This is a genomic window from Lysobacter sp. DMC104 (assembly GCF_056313665.1).
In genome coordinates this window covers 130,957-146,559 of record NZ_JBQUZW010000012.1, presented here as the reverse complement: position 1 = coordinate 146,559, position 15,603 = coordinate 130,957, and the positions used below count along the sequence as shown (strand labels likewise).

Below are 15,603 nucleotides of genomic sequence, written 5' to 3'. Positions count from 1 at the left end.
CGTTCAGCAGCCCGCGCCGTCGCGTGCGGCGGCGATCGCCGCCTGCACCGCCGGATCGGCGTTCAGCAGGTCGGCCTTGTAAATCTCGATGTAGCGCGCGCCGGCGCGCCAACTGCTGCACACGGCGTCGCGCAACGGACCCTTGAAGCGGTTGGTCGGATCGTCGGTGTACGACCAGATCGTCTGGAAGTGCAGCATCGTGTCGCGGCGCGTGGCGGCGTCGACCTGGTTCAACCGGCTGCTGCCGAGGGCGTTGAGGTCCGCCGCGAACACCACTGCGCGCGGTGTGAGCGACAGCGCGTGGCGCATCAGTTCGGCATGGAACGCGGCGCCGTCGCCGTCGGGCAGGCAGATCTCCGACACCGGTGCGGAGATCGCGAGATTCACCGACGCGAAGGCGCTGTCCGCGAAGGCATCACGATGCGCAGCGAAGCTGGTCTTCCAGGCATCGAGGTATCTGGCGCGATCGTAGGCGAGGCTGGTGCCGAGCACGCCGTTGCGGCAGCCGACCAGCGACATCTCCGCGACCGGCGCGCCCACCGACACCATCGCGACCAGGCCGGCGTCGCCGCGCGTGCGCAGGTGCGTCGCCAATGCCGCCACGAACGTGCCGTGGCGCGCGAGGTAGGTCGCGTCCCACGGCACCACCGCGGTGCCCGAGCCCAGCGGCGACGTGTACGTGTAGGTCTGCGCGCCGAGCGTGGGCAGCCAGCTCGGCAGATCGGGCGCAACGTGCAGCGTCACGGGTTTGTGCGCGGCGCGCGCGACGTCGGCGATGTTGTCGAGCGTGCTCCAGTCGTAGATGCCGGGCGCGGTCTCGAGCCGGCTCCACAGCGCGCGATAGACCAGACCGTCGACGCTCGACAGCGCCGCGAAACGTGCGGCGGAGGTCGTGGTCTCGCCCGGATCGAGCAGCGCGAACACGCGGCCGGCATCGACGCGCTGCGGCGGCAACGGCGTCGAGCGCACGCGCGGCGAAGTGGCGGTGGCGGGCACGGTGAGCGGCGCCGTGGCGGTGCGGGTCGTGCGCGGGATCGATGCCGTGGCTCCCCGATCCGCCGCGGCTGCCGGGGATCGCGGCACCCCGCAGCCTCCCGCAAGCAGGCAGGGCAGCACGAGGGCGACCAGACCGGAACGCGGGAGAGACATGCGGGGCGCCGTGCCCGGAGGCGGGGAGGGGGTCCGGGTTGAACGCGTCGGCGGCCGGTCGGTTGACCCGCGGGCGGCGGCCACAGCCCGGAGGCTGTTCCGGGGGCGTTCCGGAGTCCCCCATCGGCTGGGTGACTTCCGGCACAGGTGCATTGCTGGATAGGTGTTGTACTTTACCAACACACTAATTCACACCGATCTTCCGGAGCACGCCATGAACCGCCTCGACACCCCCGTCCGTTCCTCGACCCCCGCCGCGGTCGCCGGCGCCCGGGTCGTCCCCTTCACCGCAGCCCGCCGCGAACGCGATTTCGGCGTGGGCTACGGCCGGAGCAGCGGTTACGCGATGGATCGCCGCTACACCAGCGACTGGGGCGCGACGCGTTTCCGCTGCGCCTGATTCCTCGCCCCCAGCTTCGATCCCGACTCCCTCCCCCTGCAACGCCCGGACGTCACGTCCACTCCCCAGGATTCCGCCATGAACGCCCTCCGTCTCCCCGCTCCGTCCCCCCGCCCGCGCGCCGGCCTGTCGGCCGCCCCGGTGATCCGCTATCGCGAACGCGACTTCGGCATCGGTTACGGCACGAGCAGCGGTTACGCGATGGATCGCCGCTACACCAGCGACTGGGCCGCCGCGCCCTTCCGCTGCCGCTGACGCACGACGCCGATCCACGGCACCGATCCACGACTCGGTTTCCCCCACCCGCCCGCGGCGCGCGTCCTCTCCCTCCGCGCGCCGCGGGCGGGCCCGGCAGGGGCCTCGGGTATCCTTGACCGGATGAATACCCCCGCCCCTGCCGTCTTCCGGCGCACCGCCACTCCCGAACAGCTCAACGCACTCAGCGCCGACACGGCGATGGCCTCGCTGGGCATCGTCTTCACCGAGATCGGCCCCGACTACGTGCGCGGCACGATGCCGGTCGACGCCCGCACCCACCAGCCCTACGGTCTGCTGCATGGCGGCGCCTCGGTGCTGCTGGCCGAGACCCTCGGCAGTTCCGCCGGCAATCTCTGCGCGCCGCCGGGCAAGCGCTGCGTGGGCATGGAGATCAACGCCAACCACGTCGGCGGCATCCGCAACGGGCACGTCGTCGGCACCGCGCGGCCGCTGCACCTGGGCCACAGCTCGCAGGTATGGGAGATCCGGATCGAGGACGCCGCCAGCGGCCGCCTGATCTGCATCTCGCGGCTGACCCTCGCCGTGGTGCCCGATCCGGGCGCGCCGGCGCAGGGTGAAAAGCTCTAGACCGCCCGGGTATGGTGGCCCGCATGACCCGCGCACGTCCCGATTCGCGCCTCGCAAGGCTGGCGCGCTACCTCATCCGTTGGCCGATGCTGACGTGGCACGTGCTGGTGCACCTGCCGATCATCCTGATCCTGATGTCGCCGCCGTTCGGCGGCATCGTCATCGCCGGCGACCCGCTGAAGCATCGCGTGGTGCGCGGGTGGCAGCGGGGGCTGATGTGGGTGTTCGGCTTCCGCATGCGTCGCATCGGCACGCCGCTGCCGGGGGCGGTGATGTTCGTCGCCAACCACGTCAGCTGGATCGACATCGTCGCGCTGCATGCCTATCGCATGATGGGCTTCGTCGCCAAGCGCGAGATCGCCTCGTGGCCGCTGGTCGGCTGGCTGGCGACGATGGGCGAGACCATCTACCACCAGCGCGGCAGCCAGGAATCGCTGGGCGGCGTGCTGCACGAAATGCTCGCGCGCCTGCGCGAGGGCCGCGCGGTCGGCGTGTTCCCCGAAGGCCGTACCCGCGACGGCGACGCCGTCGGCCCGTTCCACGCCCGCATCTTCCTGGCCGCGGTGGAAGCCAACGTGCCGGTGCAGCCGGTGGCGCTGCGCTACGGCGAGGGCGGCGACGCCCAGACGATCGTCGCCTTCGGCCCGACCGAGAGCTTCGCGGGGAACTTCCTGCGCCTGCTGGGCGAACCGGCGCGTGTCGCCGACGTGATCTTCCTCGAACCGATCCTGCCCGCCGACGCCGAAGGCCGCCGCCGCCTTGCCGAGACCGCCCGCAGCCGGATCATCGCGGCGATGGGGCAGGCGGACGACTGAGCCGCTGCCCTCGCTGTTCCTGTTTTTCGCAGGAGCGACGTCAGTCGCGACCTTCCGACGCTTCCGGGTCGCGACTCACGTCGCTCCTACAAGAACTGCGCGAGGGTGCTGTAATCGGCGCATGGACACCTCCTCGCCTCGCCGCCGTCATCGCGCCGCGCTTGCGATCTGCCTCCTGGCGTTTGTGCTTGCCGCAGGCATCACCGGTTGCACGCCTTCGGACATCCGGGGAATCAGCGCGATCGAGCGCATGCTTCAGGCATGTCGCCTGCTGTCGCCGGACGGTACCGAAGGCAATCTGGCCGCGCGCGAGGAAGAGGCGTGGTTCTGGTTCCAGCACAAACGCGCGCATGCATCGCGACTGCTGTGGAACCGCGGCGGCATCGACGCGCTCGAAGCGAGGATCGCGCGCACGCCGGAGGGCCCGGACCGCGATTGCCTCGCACGCGCGCTGCGCGAGGCGCGCACCAAGCGCATCGAATCCTTCTGACCGCCGACGCCGTATCCTCCCGTCATGCCCCCCGCGATTTCCCCGTCCCCTTACCGCGCCCCGCTCTGGCTGCGCAATCCGCACGTGCAGTCGGCGGTGGCGACCAGTCCGCTGCGGCGGGCGCGCGGGGCGGTGCTGCTCAAACGTTGCGGGGCGGTGCACACGCCCTACATCGTCGACGGCGGTGACGGCGTGCGCCTGGAGGGTGTGCACAGCCGGATGCCGGGGCCGGCGCCGCGCGGGCTGGCGCTGCTGCTGCACGGCTGGGAAGGCAGCGTCGAATCCAGCTACATGCGCATGACCGCCGCGCACCTGCTGCGCGCGGGGTTCGAGGTGTTCCGGCTCAACTTCCGCGACCACGGCGACACCCATCACCTCAACCAGGCGCTGTTCCACTCCAACCGCATCGACGAAGTGGTGCACGCGGCGGTCGACATCGCCGACCGTTTCCTGTCCGCCGCGCCGCGGCCGATGGTGGTCGCCGGCTATTCGCTGGGCGGCAACTTCGCGCTGCGGCTGGCGCTGCGCGCGCCCGCCGCGGGGCTGCCGCTGGCGCGGGTGGCGGCCGTCTGCCCGCTGCTGGACCCGGCGGTGACCATGACCCGCATGGAAGAAGGCATGCCGTTCTACATGCGCTACTTCGAGCACAGCTGGCGGCAGTCGCTGCGGCGCAAGCGCGACACCTTCCCCGAGTACTACGACTTCGACGACCGCGTGCTGCGGCTGCGGATGCGCGAGCTGACCCGCTGGTTGGTCGAGCGCCACACCGATTTCGACACCCTGGACGACTACTTCGACGGTTACGCCATCGCCGGCGACCGGCTGGCGACGCTGGCGATGCCGGCCGACCTGTTGACCGCGGCCGACGATCCGGTGATCCCGGTCGCCGAGTTCCACGCGCTGGGCCTGCCGGCGACGGCGGCGATCGAGATCGCGACCCACGGCGGGCACTGCGGGTTCCTCGACGGCCCGCGTCTGGATGGTTACGGCGAGCGCTGGGTGACGGCGCGGCTGGCGCAGGCGCTGCCGGCGGACTGACCGTCGTCCCGTGGGCCGCCGGGCTTTGACCGGGCGCAGGAAAGCCGGCCGGGCCCGGGGGGTACACTAGCCGGCTCCGGGCCGCCGGCCCCGCTCCAGACCCAGTCGATGCACGAGAAGATCTTCGCCGCCCTCCGTCGCGGTGCCCATGCCGAAGCCCTGTCGCTCGCCCGCGTGGCCGTCGCAGAGGACCCGCACGACGCCCACGCCTACGCGCTGCTGGCCCACGCCGAACGCGCCGCCGGCGATTCCGCCGCCGCGCTGCACGCGATCAACCGCGCAGTGCTGCTGGCGCCGGACGATGCCGGCATCCACTTCCAGCGCGTCGGTTTCCTGCTGGGCGAATCCAAGGTCGACGAGGCCGATGCCGCGCTCAAGCGCACGATCGACCTCGACCCCAACCAGTTCGAGGCCTACATCGTCCGCGCGCAGATGGCGATCGGCCGCGGCGACGTGGACGAAGCCGAGCGCCTGCAACGCTCCGCCGCGCGGCTGCAGCCCGACCACGCCTGGGTGAAGACGGTCGAGGGCATGGTCGCGCTGCGTCGCGGCGAGGGCGAGCGTGCGCAGGCGCTGCTGGTGCGCGCCTCCGGGCAGATGCCGGACGATCCGCAGGTGCTGCATGCGTTGGGCTTCGCGCATCTTGCGCAGGAGAACTTCGCCTTCGCCGAGCAGGCGTTCCGGCGCCTGCTGGACGTGTCGCCGCAGTTGCAGGGCCTGCGCGGGCTGCTCGCCGACCTGCTGTTGCAGCAGGCGCGGCCGGAGGAAGCGCTGGAGGTGCTCCAGCCGCTGCTGGAGGACCCGGATGCGGCCACGCCCGCGCTCAAGCGCATGACCGCCGAGCTGGAGCTGGCGCTGGGCCGGCACGAGCGCGCGCTCGCGCTGCTGCATGCGTCGCTGGCCGCGGAGCCGCGCGACCCGCGCGCGTGGGGCCTGGCGCGCGAGATCTGGCGCCGCACCGGCGATGCCGATGACGCCCGCGCCACGCTCGACGCCGCGCTGGAAAAGCTGCCGAACGCGGTGCCGCTGTGGCAGATGCGGCTGGGCTTCGAGCCCACGGCGTCGGAAGGCGCGAAAGCGGTGATCGATCGCTGGCAGGCGGCGATGCCCGAGCATCCGGCGATGCTGGACGCCGCGATGCACGTCAGTGAATCGCTGGGCGACGCCGCCGCCACCGCGGCGCTGGCGCAGCGTCTCGCCGACACCACGCCCGGCCACACCGGCGCGGTGCTGCGCGTGATCGACCACAAGCTGCGTGCGTCGCCGGACGACGCCGTGGCCTACGTGCAGGGGCTGATCGCCCGTGCGCCGGACGAAGCCGCGCGCCAGTCGCTGCTGCCGTGGCTCGGCTACGCCCAGGACGGCGCCGGCCGCCACGCCGAGGCCGCGCTCACCTGGAACGCCGCGAACGTCGCGACCGCGCCGATGCGCTGGCCGCTGACGTCGCCCGGTCCCGCCGGCGGCACCTGGCCCGACGCTGCGACCCCGGTTCCCGGCGCGCCGCCAGTGGCTTACCTCTGGGGCGTGCCCGGCTCGGGCGTGGAGAAGATCGCGACCGTCATCGCGCATGCCGGCTATCCGCTGCGCGCCGACCGCTTCGGTCCGAACGCGCCGCAGGACCCGTTCCAGAACCCCGACACCATCGCTGCGCTCAACGCCGGCACGCTCGCGCCCGAGCGCCTGCTCGCCGCGTGGCGCGCGGCGCTGCCCGCGCGTGGCGTGAACGACGGCATCGTGATCGACTGGCTGCCGTTCTGGGACAACGCGCTGCTGAAGGCGCTGCGCCCGTTGCAGCCGGAAGCGATCGTGCTGATCGCCGTGCGAGACCCGCGCGACGCGCTGCTGGAGTGGATCGCCTTCGGCAGCACGATGCCGTTCGGCATCGCCTCCGCGAACGACGCCGCGCTGTGGATCGCGCGCCAGCTGCAGCACGCACTGGCGCTGCACAACGGCAACCTGCAGACGCACAAGCTGATCCGCACCGACCACGCGCTGGACGACGTCGAGGCCTTCGCCGCGGAAGTCGGCGGCGGCCTGGGCCTGGAGCAGATCCGCATCCCGCCGGCCGCCGCGCTGGGCGCCCCGCGCTTCGCCTACGGCCACTGGCGCCAGTACGCGAAGGCGCTGGCCGAACCTTTCGCGCTGCTGCAGGACGTGTCGATGGCGCTGGGCTATCCGGCGGAGTGATCCCGCCGCACCGCCCACCCCCTTGCAACGTCATCCTTCACACGGAGCACATCCCATCATGAAGATCAGCAGCGACAGCTTCGAACACGGCGGCCGCATCCCCGCGGAATTCGCGATGGGCACGCCGGACGGCTTCGGCGGCAACCGCAATCCGCACCTGCGCTGGGACGACGTGCCCGCGGGCACGCAGTCGTTCGCGCTGCTGTGCATCGATCCGGACGCGCCCACCGATGGCGCGCTGGTGGCCGATGCGTCGACGCCGATCCCGGTCGAGCATCCGCGCGGCGATTTCGTGCACTGGACGCTGGCCGACATCCCGGCCGACGTGCGCGGGATCGTGGCCGGCGCCGCCAGCGACGGCGTGAGCGTGCGCGGCAAGCCCGCGCCCGGCGGCCCGGCCGGCGCGCGTCACGGCCTGAACGACTACACCGGCTGGTTCGCCGGTGACGCGGAGATGGGCGGCGACTACCGCGGCTACGACGGCCCGTATCCGCCCGGCCACGACCTGCGCCTGCATCGCTATTTCTTCCGCGTGTTCGCGCTCGACGTGCCGGCGCTGGACCTGCCCGAGCGCTTCACCGCCGCCGACGTGTTCCGCGCCATGCGCGGCCACGTGCTGGGCGAAGCGGCGACGTACGGCACGTATTCACTGAATCCCGCCGTCGCGGGCTGACCGGACAGAAGGACGACGCACCACGATGAGCGAACACGACCCCTATCGCGCGCCCGAGGCGCGCATCGCGACGAGCATGCCGCAGGAGCGACTGGCCCTGGAGCCGGCCGGCCGATGGCGTCGTTTCTTCACCTGGGTGATCGACTACGCCTGCTTCACGCTGCTCGCCATCGTGGTGGCGATCCCCTACGCGACGTGGCTGGCGATCAACGGCGACGAGGCCGGGCTGGCGGCGATGGAGCAGCCCAACCTCGCGCGCGACTACGCCGTCGGCATGTTGGCGATCCTGCTGTACTACGTGCCGATGGAAGGCCTGTTCGGTTTCACCATCGGCAAGCTGGTCACCGGCACGCGAGTGGTCAACGAGCAGGGTGCCCGTCCGACCTGGGGCCAGGTGTTCGGGCGCACGCTGTGCCGGTTCATTCCGTTCGAGCCGCTGTCGATCTTCGCTTCCGGCAAGGACGGTGTCCGCACATGGCACGACAGCGTGCCGAAGACCTGGGTGGTCCGCCGCCGCCGCTGAGCGCCGCTCAGAACCCCATCGGCTGCGACTGGAACTCCAGCACGGTGCCGTCGTCGGCGGTGAGGCGCAGGCGGTAGGGCAGCGGTTCGACCAGCGCGCCCTCGAACGTGTGGTTGATCGTCGCGAGGAACGCACTGCTCGCCTGCGCCGCATCGCCGGTGCAGTCCTCGCCGACCGTGGCGATCAGCACGAAGCCCATGCGCTTGCCGACGAGCGTGTAGTCGCCCTGCAAGGTCGGGCAGCCGCCCTTCACCGCAACGGTCTTGCGGTCGAACACCAGCCGGAACGGCACCGTCGCCGCGACCGGCGCGCCGCCGGGGGCGGTGGTGGTCGTCAACGTCCAGCCGCCGGTGTTGACCAGTTCGTCGCGGTCGACGTGCAGCGTGCGTTCGCGCGCGCCGGCGGGCGCGGCGAGGACGGTGGCGAGCAGCAATGCGGCAGAGCAGGCGAAGCGCAGGGTCATGGCGGACTCCGTGGGCAGTGGTGATGACGATCGCTGGTGAAGATCAGCGATCGATCGCGGCGGACTCGACCACCTGGTCGAGCACGTACGCGACCGACGGCGCGTCGGCGGGCGGATTCGCGATCGTGTAGCGCTTCACCCGCAGCACGTCGCGGAAACCCGGCTCGTGGGTGTAGCCCTCGATCATCGGCGGCAGCGTGCGCCATTCGCCGGGCGTGCCGGTGCGCAGGCCGGCGTCGTCGTAATGCACATCGCGCACGCGCAGGCAGTCGACCATCTGCGGCGCCAGCGAGGCCTGGCACGGCGTGGTGCCGGCATCGACTTCGAGGAACACGGTCTCGCCCGGGCCGCCGTATTTCGTTTCCGGCGTGGGATCGCCGATGAAGCGCAGCACGTCGCCGTCGGCAGTGGTCCACACCAGCGTCGGCGGCATGCTTTCCTGGATCGCGAACGTCGGCGTGCCTTCCAGCCGTTTCGTGATGGCGGCGTCCAGCGCCATCACCGCGGGATCGGCGCAGGCCATCTTGGTCGAGACCAGCGGGCCGATGCGCAAGCCGCCGCCTTCGCTGCGCACGGCACCGGAAATGCGATTGCAGGCGTTCGACACGACCACGCGACCGCCGGCGAAATCGAGCTGCAGCGGCTGCTGCGGGCGGACCAGCAGGGCGTCGATGCGCTGGCCGCGTGCGTCCTGCGCGCGGTCCAGTCGCCAGTGGTAGCCGGCGAGCGCAGCGGTCGGCGATGCGGTCGCGGCAGGTGCGATGCCGGCGGCGGGCGTGGCAGGCGCGGGCGGTTGCGCGCAGGCGGCGAGGCTCAGGCCGAGGCAGCAGCACAGCAGCGTCAGGCGGGTCATCGCGAACTCCATTCGGGCGGGGGCGTTGGGGAAACGCGCGACCGGCCGCGACGGGGTCGCGGCGCGAGGCGCGCGATCCACCTTACACCGCGTCCGTCGTTCAGGCGGCGCGCGGACGCAGCGCCAGCGCGACCACGCCGGCGACCAGTCCCCAGAACGCAGAACCAATCCCCGCGGCGGCGAAGCCCGAGGCGGTGACGAGGAAGGTGATCAGTGCCGCCTCGCGGTCGCGGTCCTCGCGCAGCGCGGCGGTCAGGCTGTTGCCGATGGTGCCGAACAGCGCCAGCCCGGCGATCGCCATCACCAGTTCGCGCGGGAACGCGGCGAACAGCGCCGCCACGGTCGCGCCGAACACGCCGGTCAGCAGGTAGAACGCGCCGGCGGCCATCGCGGCGACGTAGCGCTTCGCCGGGTCCGCATGCGCCTCGCGGCCGCTGCAGATCGCGGCGGTGATCGCGGCCAGGCACAGGGAATACGCGCCGAACGGCGCCAGCAGCACGTTGACCGCGCCGATCCAGCCGACCGCCGGCGACACCGGCGGCGTGTAGCCGGAGGCGCGCATCACCGCGACGCCGGGGATGTTCTGCGAGGCCATCGTCACCACGAACAGCGGCAGCGCGATGCCGAACACGGCGGCCGTCGACAGCGTCGGCATCGTGAAGATCGGTGTCGCGGCACGCAGCGGCACGTGGTCCAGCCGCAGCACCCCGCCGGCGGCGGCGAAGGCCATGCCCAGCAGCAGCGTCGCGACCACCGCGTAGCGCGGGAACCAGCGCCGGCCGCACAGGTACAGCACGAACATCGCCACCGCCATCACCGGCTGCGTCTTCATCGACACGAACACGTCCAGCCCGAAGCGCAGCAACACGCCGGCCAGCAGTCCGGACGCCAGCGACAGCGGCAACTTGCGCATGCCGCGCTCGAACAACCCGGAGAAACCCGCGGCAGCGGTGAGCAGCGCCACCAGCACGAACGCGCCGATGGCGTCCGACAGCGGCACGCCGGCGTGGCTGGCGACCAGCATCGCCGCGCCCGGCGTGGACCACGCCGTCACCACCGGGATGCGCCAGCGCAGCGACAGGCCGATGCAGGTCACGGCCATGCCGATGCCCAGCGCCCACAGCCACGACGCGATCTCGGCTTCCGAGGCGCCCAGCGAGCGCGCGGCCTCGAACACGATCACCGCCGAACTGGTGAAGCCCACCAGCACGGTGACGAAGCCGGCGACCACCGACGACGCGGCAAGGTCGCGCCACCACGGCGCCCGCGGCGAAACGGCGGCGGGCGCGACGTCGCTCATCCGCCGGCCGGCACCAGCGCCAGCAGCGCGGCGCCCAGCACGAAGCGATAGATCGCGAACGCGGTGAAGCGGTGGCTCTGGATGTAGCGCAGCAGCCATTTCACCGCGACGAACGCGGTGATCGCCGATGCCACGAAGGCCACGCCCAGCGCGGTCCAGTTCTCGCCCGCGGCGCCGCCGTCCTTCAGCACGCCCAGCAGTTCATAGCCAGTGGCGGCGAACATCGTCGGGATGCCGACCAGGAACGCGAATTCGGTGGCGGCCACGCGCGACGTCGTGCCGGCGAGCAGCGCGACGAAGATGGTGGCGGCCGATCGCGAGGTGCCGGGGAACACGCCGGCGACGATCTGCGCGAGGCCGACGAGGATCGCCGTCGTCCACGAGATTTCGTGGCGTTCGCCGAGCGCGGCCGCGCGCTGCGCCGCGAGGCGTTCCGCCAGCAGCATCCACGCGCCGCCGATGATCAGCGCCCACGCGATCGGCTGCACCGCGTCGGGCAGCGTCCAGCCGAGCTTCTTCACCAGCAGTCCGCCGACCGCGGTGACGCCGAAGGCGACGCCGAGCTTCAGCGCGTAGTCGAGGTTCTCGCGCTGGCGGAAACCGACCAGCAGTTGCCACAGCCGCTGCCGGTAGATCGCGACCACCGCGAGGATCGCGCCGGCCTGGATCGCGATGTTGAACAGGTCGCTGCGATGGCCCAGCCAGCGTTCGGCGACGATCAGGTGGCCGGTACTGGAGATCGGCAGGAATTCGGTGATGCCCTCGATGATGCCGAGGAGGAGGGCGTTGATGAGGTCGGGCATGCGATCGGTCGCGGAGGCAAAGGCGAAGTGTACCGGTCGCGATGGCGCGCGTTCGACGCCGTCGTCGTCGCGATCCCCCCGGTGGCCGGGGGGATCGGGGAGCCGCGGCCGGTGGCCGCGGCGGGTCGGTCAGGGCGAGACCGCGAGGGTCAGGCCCGGGAACGCGGCGAGGATCGGTCGCAGCGGCTGGAAGAAGGTGATCGGCGTGCCCACGGTGCAGTTCTCGGTCGCGCCCGTGTTGAACACGCCGCCCGAGGTCACGCCCTGGGCCTGCCCGTCCGGGGTCACGAACGAGCCGCCGGAATCGCCGGTGCCCACGCAGGCGCTGGAGCGGGACAGGTTGTTGACGATGCCCGAAGCGCCGTAGTTGACGGTCACGCCCGTCGCCACCAGCGTGCCGCAGCGTGCGCCGGTGCGTGCGCCGGAGCGGCAGATCGTCGCGTTCAGCGTCGCCGGGATGTCGCCGCGGACCGGCAGGTTGCCGCCGTAGCTGTAGGCGTTCACCCACGGCCGCGGGATGCCCTGCGGGTTGGTGTTGTGGACCACGGCATAGTCGTTGCCCGGGAACACGGAGGCGGCGAAATAGCCGATCGACTGCCCGGAGGGATGGGTCACCGTCGTGTTGAGCGTGCCGCAATGCCCGGCGGTGACGAAGCCGTTCGCGGCACCGAGGGTGACGGTGAAGCCGATCGAACACCAGCCGCCGGTCCCGATCAGGTACTGGTCGCCGCCGCGGATGTCGAACGTCGCCTGCTGCGCGAGGTGCGGACGTGCGGCCGACGTCTCGAAGCGGATGGTGGCGGCGTCGGCGCCGCTCATGGCGACGAAGTCGATCGCGGCGCGGGTCGCGCCGGGATCGGTGGTGACGACCACGCGATTGCTGCGCGGGTCGACGTACCAGGACTGGATGCTCGGATCGAGCCGGCCGGCCTTCGCCACGCTGCGCGCTGCACGCGCGGTGGCGTCCAGCCGCGCCCGCGTCGCCTGCAGCGTGGACAGGCTGTGCGCGACCACGCGGACCTGCGCGCCGAGCGCACCCGCCTTCGCCGCGGCACGCGCACCGGCGACCGCGACCACCGGCTCGAATTCGCCGCGCGCGTTGCGCTCCAGCCACGCGCCCGCGAAGCCGTCGCCAAGTGCCGCGCGGGCCTGGCGTTCGACGTCGGGCGCGCGTCGTTGCGCGGCGAGGTACTGCGGGATCTGGCCCGGCATGATGCCGAGGTCGCGCTGCATCGCGAAGCGGAGGTTGGCGGGCACTTGCGTGGCATCGTCGCCGGAGGCGGCCATCGTCGCGGGGGCGGCGACGGTCGCGCAGATCGCGAACGACAGGAGGGACGCGCGGAGGCGTCCGGACATCGGGGTGTTGCGCATGTGAAGCTCCTTTTCATCGGGGGAATGCGGCGGCACGGTGGAGGGAGGCCGCCGGTCCGCATGGTGCGCATCGACGAGGCCGGCATCGCGGCTTCATCCCGCGAAGCAACGATCGGTGCCTTCGATGTGGCCGGAACCGTCGTGATTCCGCGCCGTGTCCGCGATCCATGCGCGACACCCGCACTCTATGCCGCGTCGTTCTCACCCCCGGTGATCCCGGGTGATGCGCGTCGCGGAAACGTGCATCGCGCGCGTTCGACATTGGTCTGGGTAGGGTGCGCGTCGCGTCGTGCGTCGCCGCCCGCTTCAGTCCGGTTGCGTCAGTCCGGTTGACCCAGGCGCAGGAACACCGCTTCCTCGCCGTGTTCGGCGATGCCGACGCCGAAGTAGATCGGGCCCAGTGGCGTGTCGAGCGCGCTGTAGAGGCTGCCGCCGAACAGCGTGCGTTCCGCCGACGGCGATTCGCCGCGCTGCCACACCTGCCCGGCTTCCAGCGAGCCGCCGAGGAACAGCGGGTATTCCAGCACCTGCGCCAGCGGCCGCCGGTATTGCAGCGTCGCCACCGCCGCGCCGGTGCCGTGCAGGGTGTCGATGCCGTAGCCCGACAGGCGGAACAGGCCGCCGAGGTGGGCGATGTCCTCGTAGGCGTTGCCCACGCGGTCCTGCGCGTGCGCGCTCGCCAGCCAGCGCCCGCCCAGCGCAGCGAACGCGTACGACGTGTCCAGGCGCGAGGTGAAGCCGTGGCTGTCGCTGCCGAGCGCCTGCAGGTAGCGCGCGTGGCGCGCGTGCAGGTACCAGCCGTGCGACGGGAATTCGGCGTCGTCCTGGGTGTCGAGCGTCAGCGCGAATTCGGCGCCGGCGCTGGTGCTGCCGCTCGGCAATCCGATCGGCAGCGGACCGGAGCGCGCGCGGAAATGGTTGCGGCGCGTGAACGGCGTCACCGAGGCTTCGCCCCAGTCGCCGAGGTCGAGGCCGAGGCCGGCGCGGAACTGCCAGTGTTCGATCCGGTAGCTGCCGTCCAGCGCATCGTCGTCGAGCAGCGTCTCGTTGCGGCCCAGCCATTCCAGCGACGAGCGGAAGAACGTGTGCCGGCGCGGATCCAGCGGCTGGTTCCATTCGGCGAACGCGCGGTTGCGGTCGCCCAGCCGCGCTTCGAGCAGCAGGTCGCCGCCGAAGCGGTTGAGTTCGCGCTTGCCGAAGCGCGCGCCCAGCTGGTAATCCGCGTGGCCTTCGAAATCGTCCTGCAGGAACAGGCCGAACTTCAGCGTGCCGTCCTGTTCCCAGCGCCGGCTGCGGGTGACGTAGGTCAGCACGCTGCCGCCTTGCGCGCCGTCGGTGACCGTGTAGTAGGCGCGGGAGAATTCGCCGCTGCCGTAGAGGTGCGAGAGATCGCGCTCGATCTTCTCCGGCACGATCGTGTCGCCCGGCTTCGCCGTCACCGCCGCGCGGATCACGGTGTCGTCGACGGCGGAGGTGTTGACCAGTTCGATCTTCTCGATCGGGCCGATCGGCCGCAGCCGCGCGAGGCGCGATTCGCGCCAGGCCGCGTAGGCTTCGGGCGAGAGCTGGCGTGCACGCAGCTTCGGCAACGCCGCCTCGGCCGCGGCTTCGCCCTGCGGCACGCCCTGGTCGAGGCCTGCGGTCATGTCGGTGGAGCTGAGGTCGCCCAGCGTCGGCACGATCAGCACGTCGTCCGCGCGCAGGCGATCGCGCTGGCGCTGGGTCTCGCGCAGCATCAGCGCGGTCACCATCTGGTCGGTGATGCTGAAGGGGTCGAGCAACTGGTCGCGCTTTTTCAGCGTCGCGCCGATGTCGACCGCGATCACGTGCCGCGCGCCGAGCGACTGCGCCACTTCCACCGGCAGGTTCATCGACACGCCGCCGTCGATCAGCGAGCGCTCGCCGTAGCTCACCGGCGAGAACGCGCCGGGCACCGCCATGCTCGCGCGGATCGCGTTGACGAGGTCGCCGTGGTCCATCGCCACGGTCTCGCCGGTTTCCAGGTCGGTGCCGATGGCGCGGTACGGGATCGGCAGCGCGTCGAAGTCGTCGATGTTCGCGCTCGGCAGCATCGCCGTGCGCAGCGCCACCGCCAGCCGCTGGCCCTCGAACAGCGACGGTGCCACGCCGAGCTTGCCGTCGCGCAGGCCGAACCCGCCCTTGGCGAGGAAGCTGCGGTCCTCGGCCTTGCGCCGCGCCGGGAAATCGCGGCGGTCGACGCGGTCGGAGAACATCGTCTTCCAGTCCAGCGCGCGCAGCCGCGCCTCGATCTCCGCCGCGCCCAGCCCGCTGGCATACAGCCCGCCGACCACCGCGCCCATGCTGGTGCCGACGATGCAGTCCACCGGGATGCGTTCGCGCTCCAGCACCTTGATCACGCCGATGTGGGCCATGCCGCGGGCGCCGCCGCCACTGAGCACCAGGCAGGTGTCGAAGCCGTCGGCCGGCGGCGGGATGTCGATCCGCGCCTCGGCCCGCGGCATGTCCGCGGTGTCGTCCTGGGCGTGCGCCGCCGGGGCGAGCGCGAGCAGCAGGGCGAGGGCGACGGGCAGGCGGTGGCGCAGGGGCGGGGTGCGGGTCGGCATGATCCAGAATGGTGCGTGGCAGGCGGAAGTCGCACCAAATTGGTGCGAACGATCCGGGGTGTTGCGGAGGGTGTGCTTGCGAATCAACGGCTTGCGTCCGTTTCCGG

General features: G+C 71.8%; 16 protein-coding genes. 9 read left to right on the top strand and 7 right to left on the bottom strand.

Annotated features, from left to right (window positions below):
* Positions 1–3: 3 nt before the first annotated feature.
* Positions 4–996 carry a hypothetical protein gene (locus ACT53R_RS15755; RefSeq protein ID WP_476172854.1) on the bottom strand — a complete coding sequence of 331 codons (993 nt, stop codon included), beginning with the start codon at positions 994–996 and terminating at the stop codon, positions 4–6.
* A 367-nt stretch (positions 997–1,363) separates the two neighbouring features.
* Here ACT53R_RS15755 and ACT53R_RS15750 point away from each other — a divergent pair, with 367 nt between their 5' ends.
* The 9 genes from ACT53R_RS15750 (at position 1,364) to ACT53R_RS15710 (ending at position 8,121) form a co-directional block, all read left to right on the top strand.
* The gene (locus ACT53R_RS15750) at positions 1,364–1,549 is read left to right on the top strand and encodes a hypothetical protein (protein ID WP_476172853.1); all 186 of its coding nucleotides are present in this window, start codon (positions 1,364–1,366) and stop codon (positions 1,547–1,549) included.
* 78 nt (positions 1,550–1,627) lie between these two features.
* A complete protein-coding gene (locus ACT53R_RS15745) occupies positions 1,628–1,804 on the top strand; it encodes a hypothetical protein (protein WP_476172852.1) in 177 nt (58 codons plus the stop codon).
* Positions 1,805–1,927: 123 nt separating this feature from the next.
* The gene (locus ACT53R_RS15740; protein WP_476172851.1) at positions 1,928–2,395 is read left to right on the top strand and encodes a hotdog fold thioesterase; all 468 of its coding nucleotides are present in this window, start codon (positions 1,928–1,930) and stop codon (positions 2,393–2,395) included.
* 23 nt (positions 2,396–2,418) lie between these two features.
* Positions 2,419–3,210, top strand: coding sequence for a lysophospholipid acyltransferase family protein (locus ACT53R_RS15735; RefSeq protein ID WP_476172850.1), 792 nt, complete (start codon positions 2,419–2,421; stop codon positions 3,208–3,210).
* Between the two features lie 250 nt (positions 3,211–3,460).
* Positions 3,461–3,700: a hypothetical protein gene (locus tag ACT53R_RS15730; protein WP_476172849.1), complete on the top strand. Its 240-nt coding sequence runs from the start codon at positions 3,461–3,463 to the stop codon at positions 3,698–3,700.
* Positions 3,701–3,736: 36 nt separating this feature from the next.
* Positions 3,737–4,738, top strand: a complete 1,002-nt coding sequence (locus tag ACT53R_RS15725) for a YheT family hydrolase (RefSeq protein WP_476172888.1) — start codon at positions 3,737–3,739, stop codon at positions 4,736–4,738.
* A gap of 108 nt (positions 4,739–4,846) precedes the next feature.
* Positions 4,847–6,925, top strand: coding sequence for a tetratricopeptide repeat protein (locus tag ACT53R_RS15720; protein ID WP_476172848.1), 2,079 nt, complete (start codon positions 4,847–4,849; stop codon positions 6,923–6,925).
* 58 nt (positions 6,926–6,983) lie between these two features.
* Complete coding sequence (locus ACT53R_RS15715; RefSeq protein WP_476172847.1) at positions 6,984–7,598, top strand: YbhB/YbcL family Raf kinase inhibitor-like protein; 615 nt, start codon at positions 6,984–6,986, stop codon at positions 7,596–7,598.
* Positions 7,599–7,623: 25 nt separating this feature from the next.
* On the top strand, positions 7,624–8,121 hold the full coding sequence (locus ACT53R_RS15710; RefSeq protein ID WP_476172846.1) for an RDD family protein: 498 nt from the start codon (positions 7,624–7,626) through the stop codon (positions 8,119–8,121).
* Between the two features lie 7 nt (positions 8,122–8,128).
* On the opposite strand, the gene ACT53R_RS15705 is transcribed toward ACT53R_RS15710, so the two are convergent.
* The 6 genes from ACT53R_RS15705 to ACT53R_RS15680 all read right to left on the bottom strand — a co-directional run bounded on the left by ACT53R_RS15705 (position 8,129) and on the right by ACT53R_RS15680 (position 15,496).
* Positions 8,129–8,584 (bottom strand): META domain-containing protein, encoded by a 456-nt coding sequence (locus tag ACT53R_RS15705; protein ID WP_476172845.1) that lies wholly within the window; start codon positions 8,582–8,584, stop codon positions 8,129–8,131.
* A 43-nt stretch (positions 8,585–8,627) separates the two neighbouring features.
* Positions 8,628–9,437 carry an META domain-containing protein gene (locus ACT53R_RS15700; RefSeq protein ID WP_476172844.1) on the bottom strand — a complete coding sequence of 270 codons (810 nt, stop codon included), beginning with the start codon at positions 9,435–9,437 and terminating at the stop codon, positions 8,628–8,630.
* A gap of 100 nt (positions 9,438–9,537) precedes the next feature.
* Positions 9,538–10,737: a benzoate/H(+) symporter BenE family transporter gene (locus ACT53R_RS15695; protein ID WP_476172843.1), complete on the bottom strand. Its 1,200-nt coding sequence runs from the start codon at positions 10,735–10,737 to the stop codon at positions 9,538–9,540.
* Positions 10,734–11,540 carry an undecaprenyl-diphosphate phosphatase gene (locus tag ACT53R_RS15690; RefSeq protein ID WP_476172842.1) on the bottom strand — a complete coding sequence of 269 codons (807 nt, stop codon included), beginning with the start codon at positions 11,538–11,540 and terminating at the stop codon, positions 10,734–10,736. The genes ACT53R_RS15695 and ACT53R_RS15690 overlap by 4 nt, the downstream gene beginning before the upstream one ends.
* Before the next feature lie 129 nt (positions 11,541–11,669).
* On the bottom strand, positions 11,670–12,911 hold the full coding sequence (locus ACT53R_RS15685) for a S1 family peptidase (RefSeq protein WP_476172841.1): 1,242 nt from the start codon (positions 12,909–12,911) through the stop codon (positions 11,670–11,672).
* A gap of 320 nt (positions 12,912–13,231) precedes the next feature.
* Entirely contained in the window at positions 13,232–15,496 is a 2,265-nt protein-coding gene (locus ACT53R_RS15680) for a patatin-like phospholipase family protein (protein ID WP_476172840.1), read from the bottom strand.
* Positions 15,497–15,603 lie beyond the last annotated feature (107 nt).

What these genes read in the sequence shown, in the direction of transcription:
- ACT53R_RS15690 (WP_476172842.1), bottom strand. Translation starts at nt 11,540, where the DNA reads ATGCCCGACCTCATCAACGCCCTCCTCCTCGGCATCATCGAGGGCATC.
- ACT53R_RS15705 (WP_476172845.1), bottom strand. Translation starts at nt 8,584, where the DNA reads ATGACCCTGCGCTTCGCCTGCTCTGCCGCATTGCTGCTCGCCACCGTC.
- ACT53R_RS15720 (WP_476172848.1), top strand. Translation starts at nt 4,847, where the DNA reads ATGCACGAGAAGATCTTCGCCGCCCTCCGTCGCGGTGCCCATGCCGAA.
- ACT53R_RS15735 (WP_476172850.1), top strand. Translation starts at nt 2,419, where the DNA reads ATGACCCGCGCACGTCCCGATTCGCGCCTCGCAAGGCTGGCGCGCTAC.
- ACT53R_RS15710 (WP_476172846.1), top strand. Translation starts at nt 7,624, where the DNA reads ATGAGCGAACACGACCCCTATCGCGCGCCCGAGGCGCGCATCGCGACG.
- ACT53R_RS15680 (WP_476172840.1), bottom strand. Translation starts at nt 15,496, where the DNA reads ATGCCGACCCGCACCCCGCCCCTGCGCCACCGCCTGCCCGTCGCCCTC.
- ACT53R_RS15695 (WP_476172843.1), bottom strand. Translation starts at nt 10,737, where the DNA reads ATGAGCGACGTCGCGCCCGCCGCCGTTTCGCCGCGGGCGCCGTGGTGG.
- ACT53R_RS15740 (WP_476172851.1), top strand. Translation starts at nt 1,928, where the DNA reads ATGAATACCCCCGCCCCTGCCGTCTTCCGGCGCACCGCCACTCCCGAA.
- ACT53R_RS15700 (WP_476172844.1), bottom strand. Translation starts at nt 9,437, where the DNA reads ATGACCCGCCTGACGCTGCTGTGCTGCTGCCTCGGCCTGAGCCTCGCC.
- ACT53R_RS15715 (WP_476172847.1), top strand. Translation starts at nt 6,984, where the DNA reads ATGAAGATCAGCAGCGACAGCTTCGAACACGGCGGCCGCATCCCCGCG.
- ACT53R_RS15685 (WP_476172841.1), bottom strand. Translation starts at nt 12,911, where the DNA reads ATGCGCAACACCCCGATGTCCGGACGCCTCCGCGCGTCCCTCCTGTCG.
- ACT53R_RS15730 (WP_476172849.1), top strand. Translation starts at nt 3,461, where the DNA reads ATGCTTCAGGCATGTCGCCTGCTGTCGCCGGACGGTACCGAAGGCAAT.
- ACT53R_RS15745 (WP_476172852.1), top strand. Translation starts at nt 1,628, where the DNA reads ATGAACGCCCTCCGTCTCCCCGCTCCGTCCCCCCGCCCGCGCGCCGGC.
- ACT53R_RS15750 (WP_476172853.1), top strand. Translation starts at nt 1,364, where the DNA reads ATGAACCGCCTCGACACCCCCGTCCGTTCCTCGACCCCCGCCGCGGTC.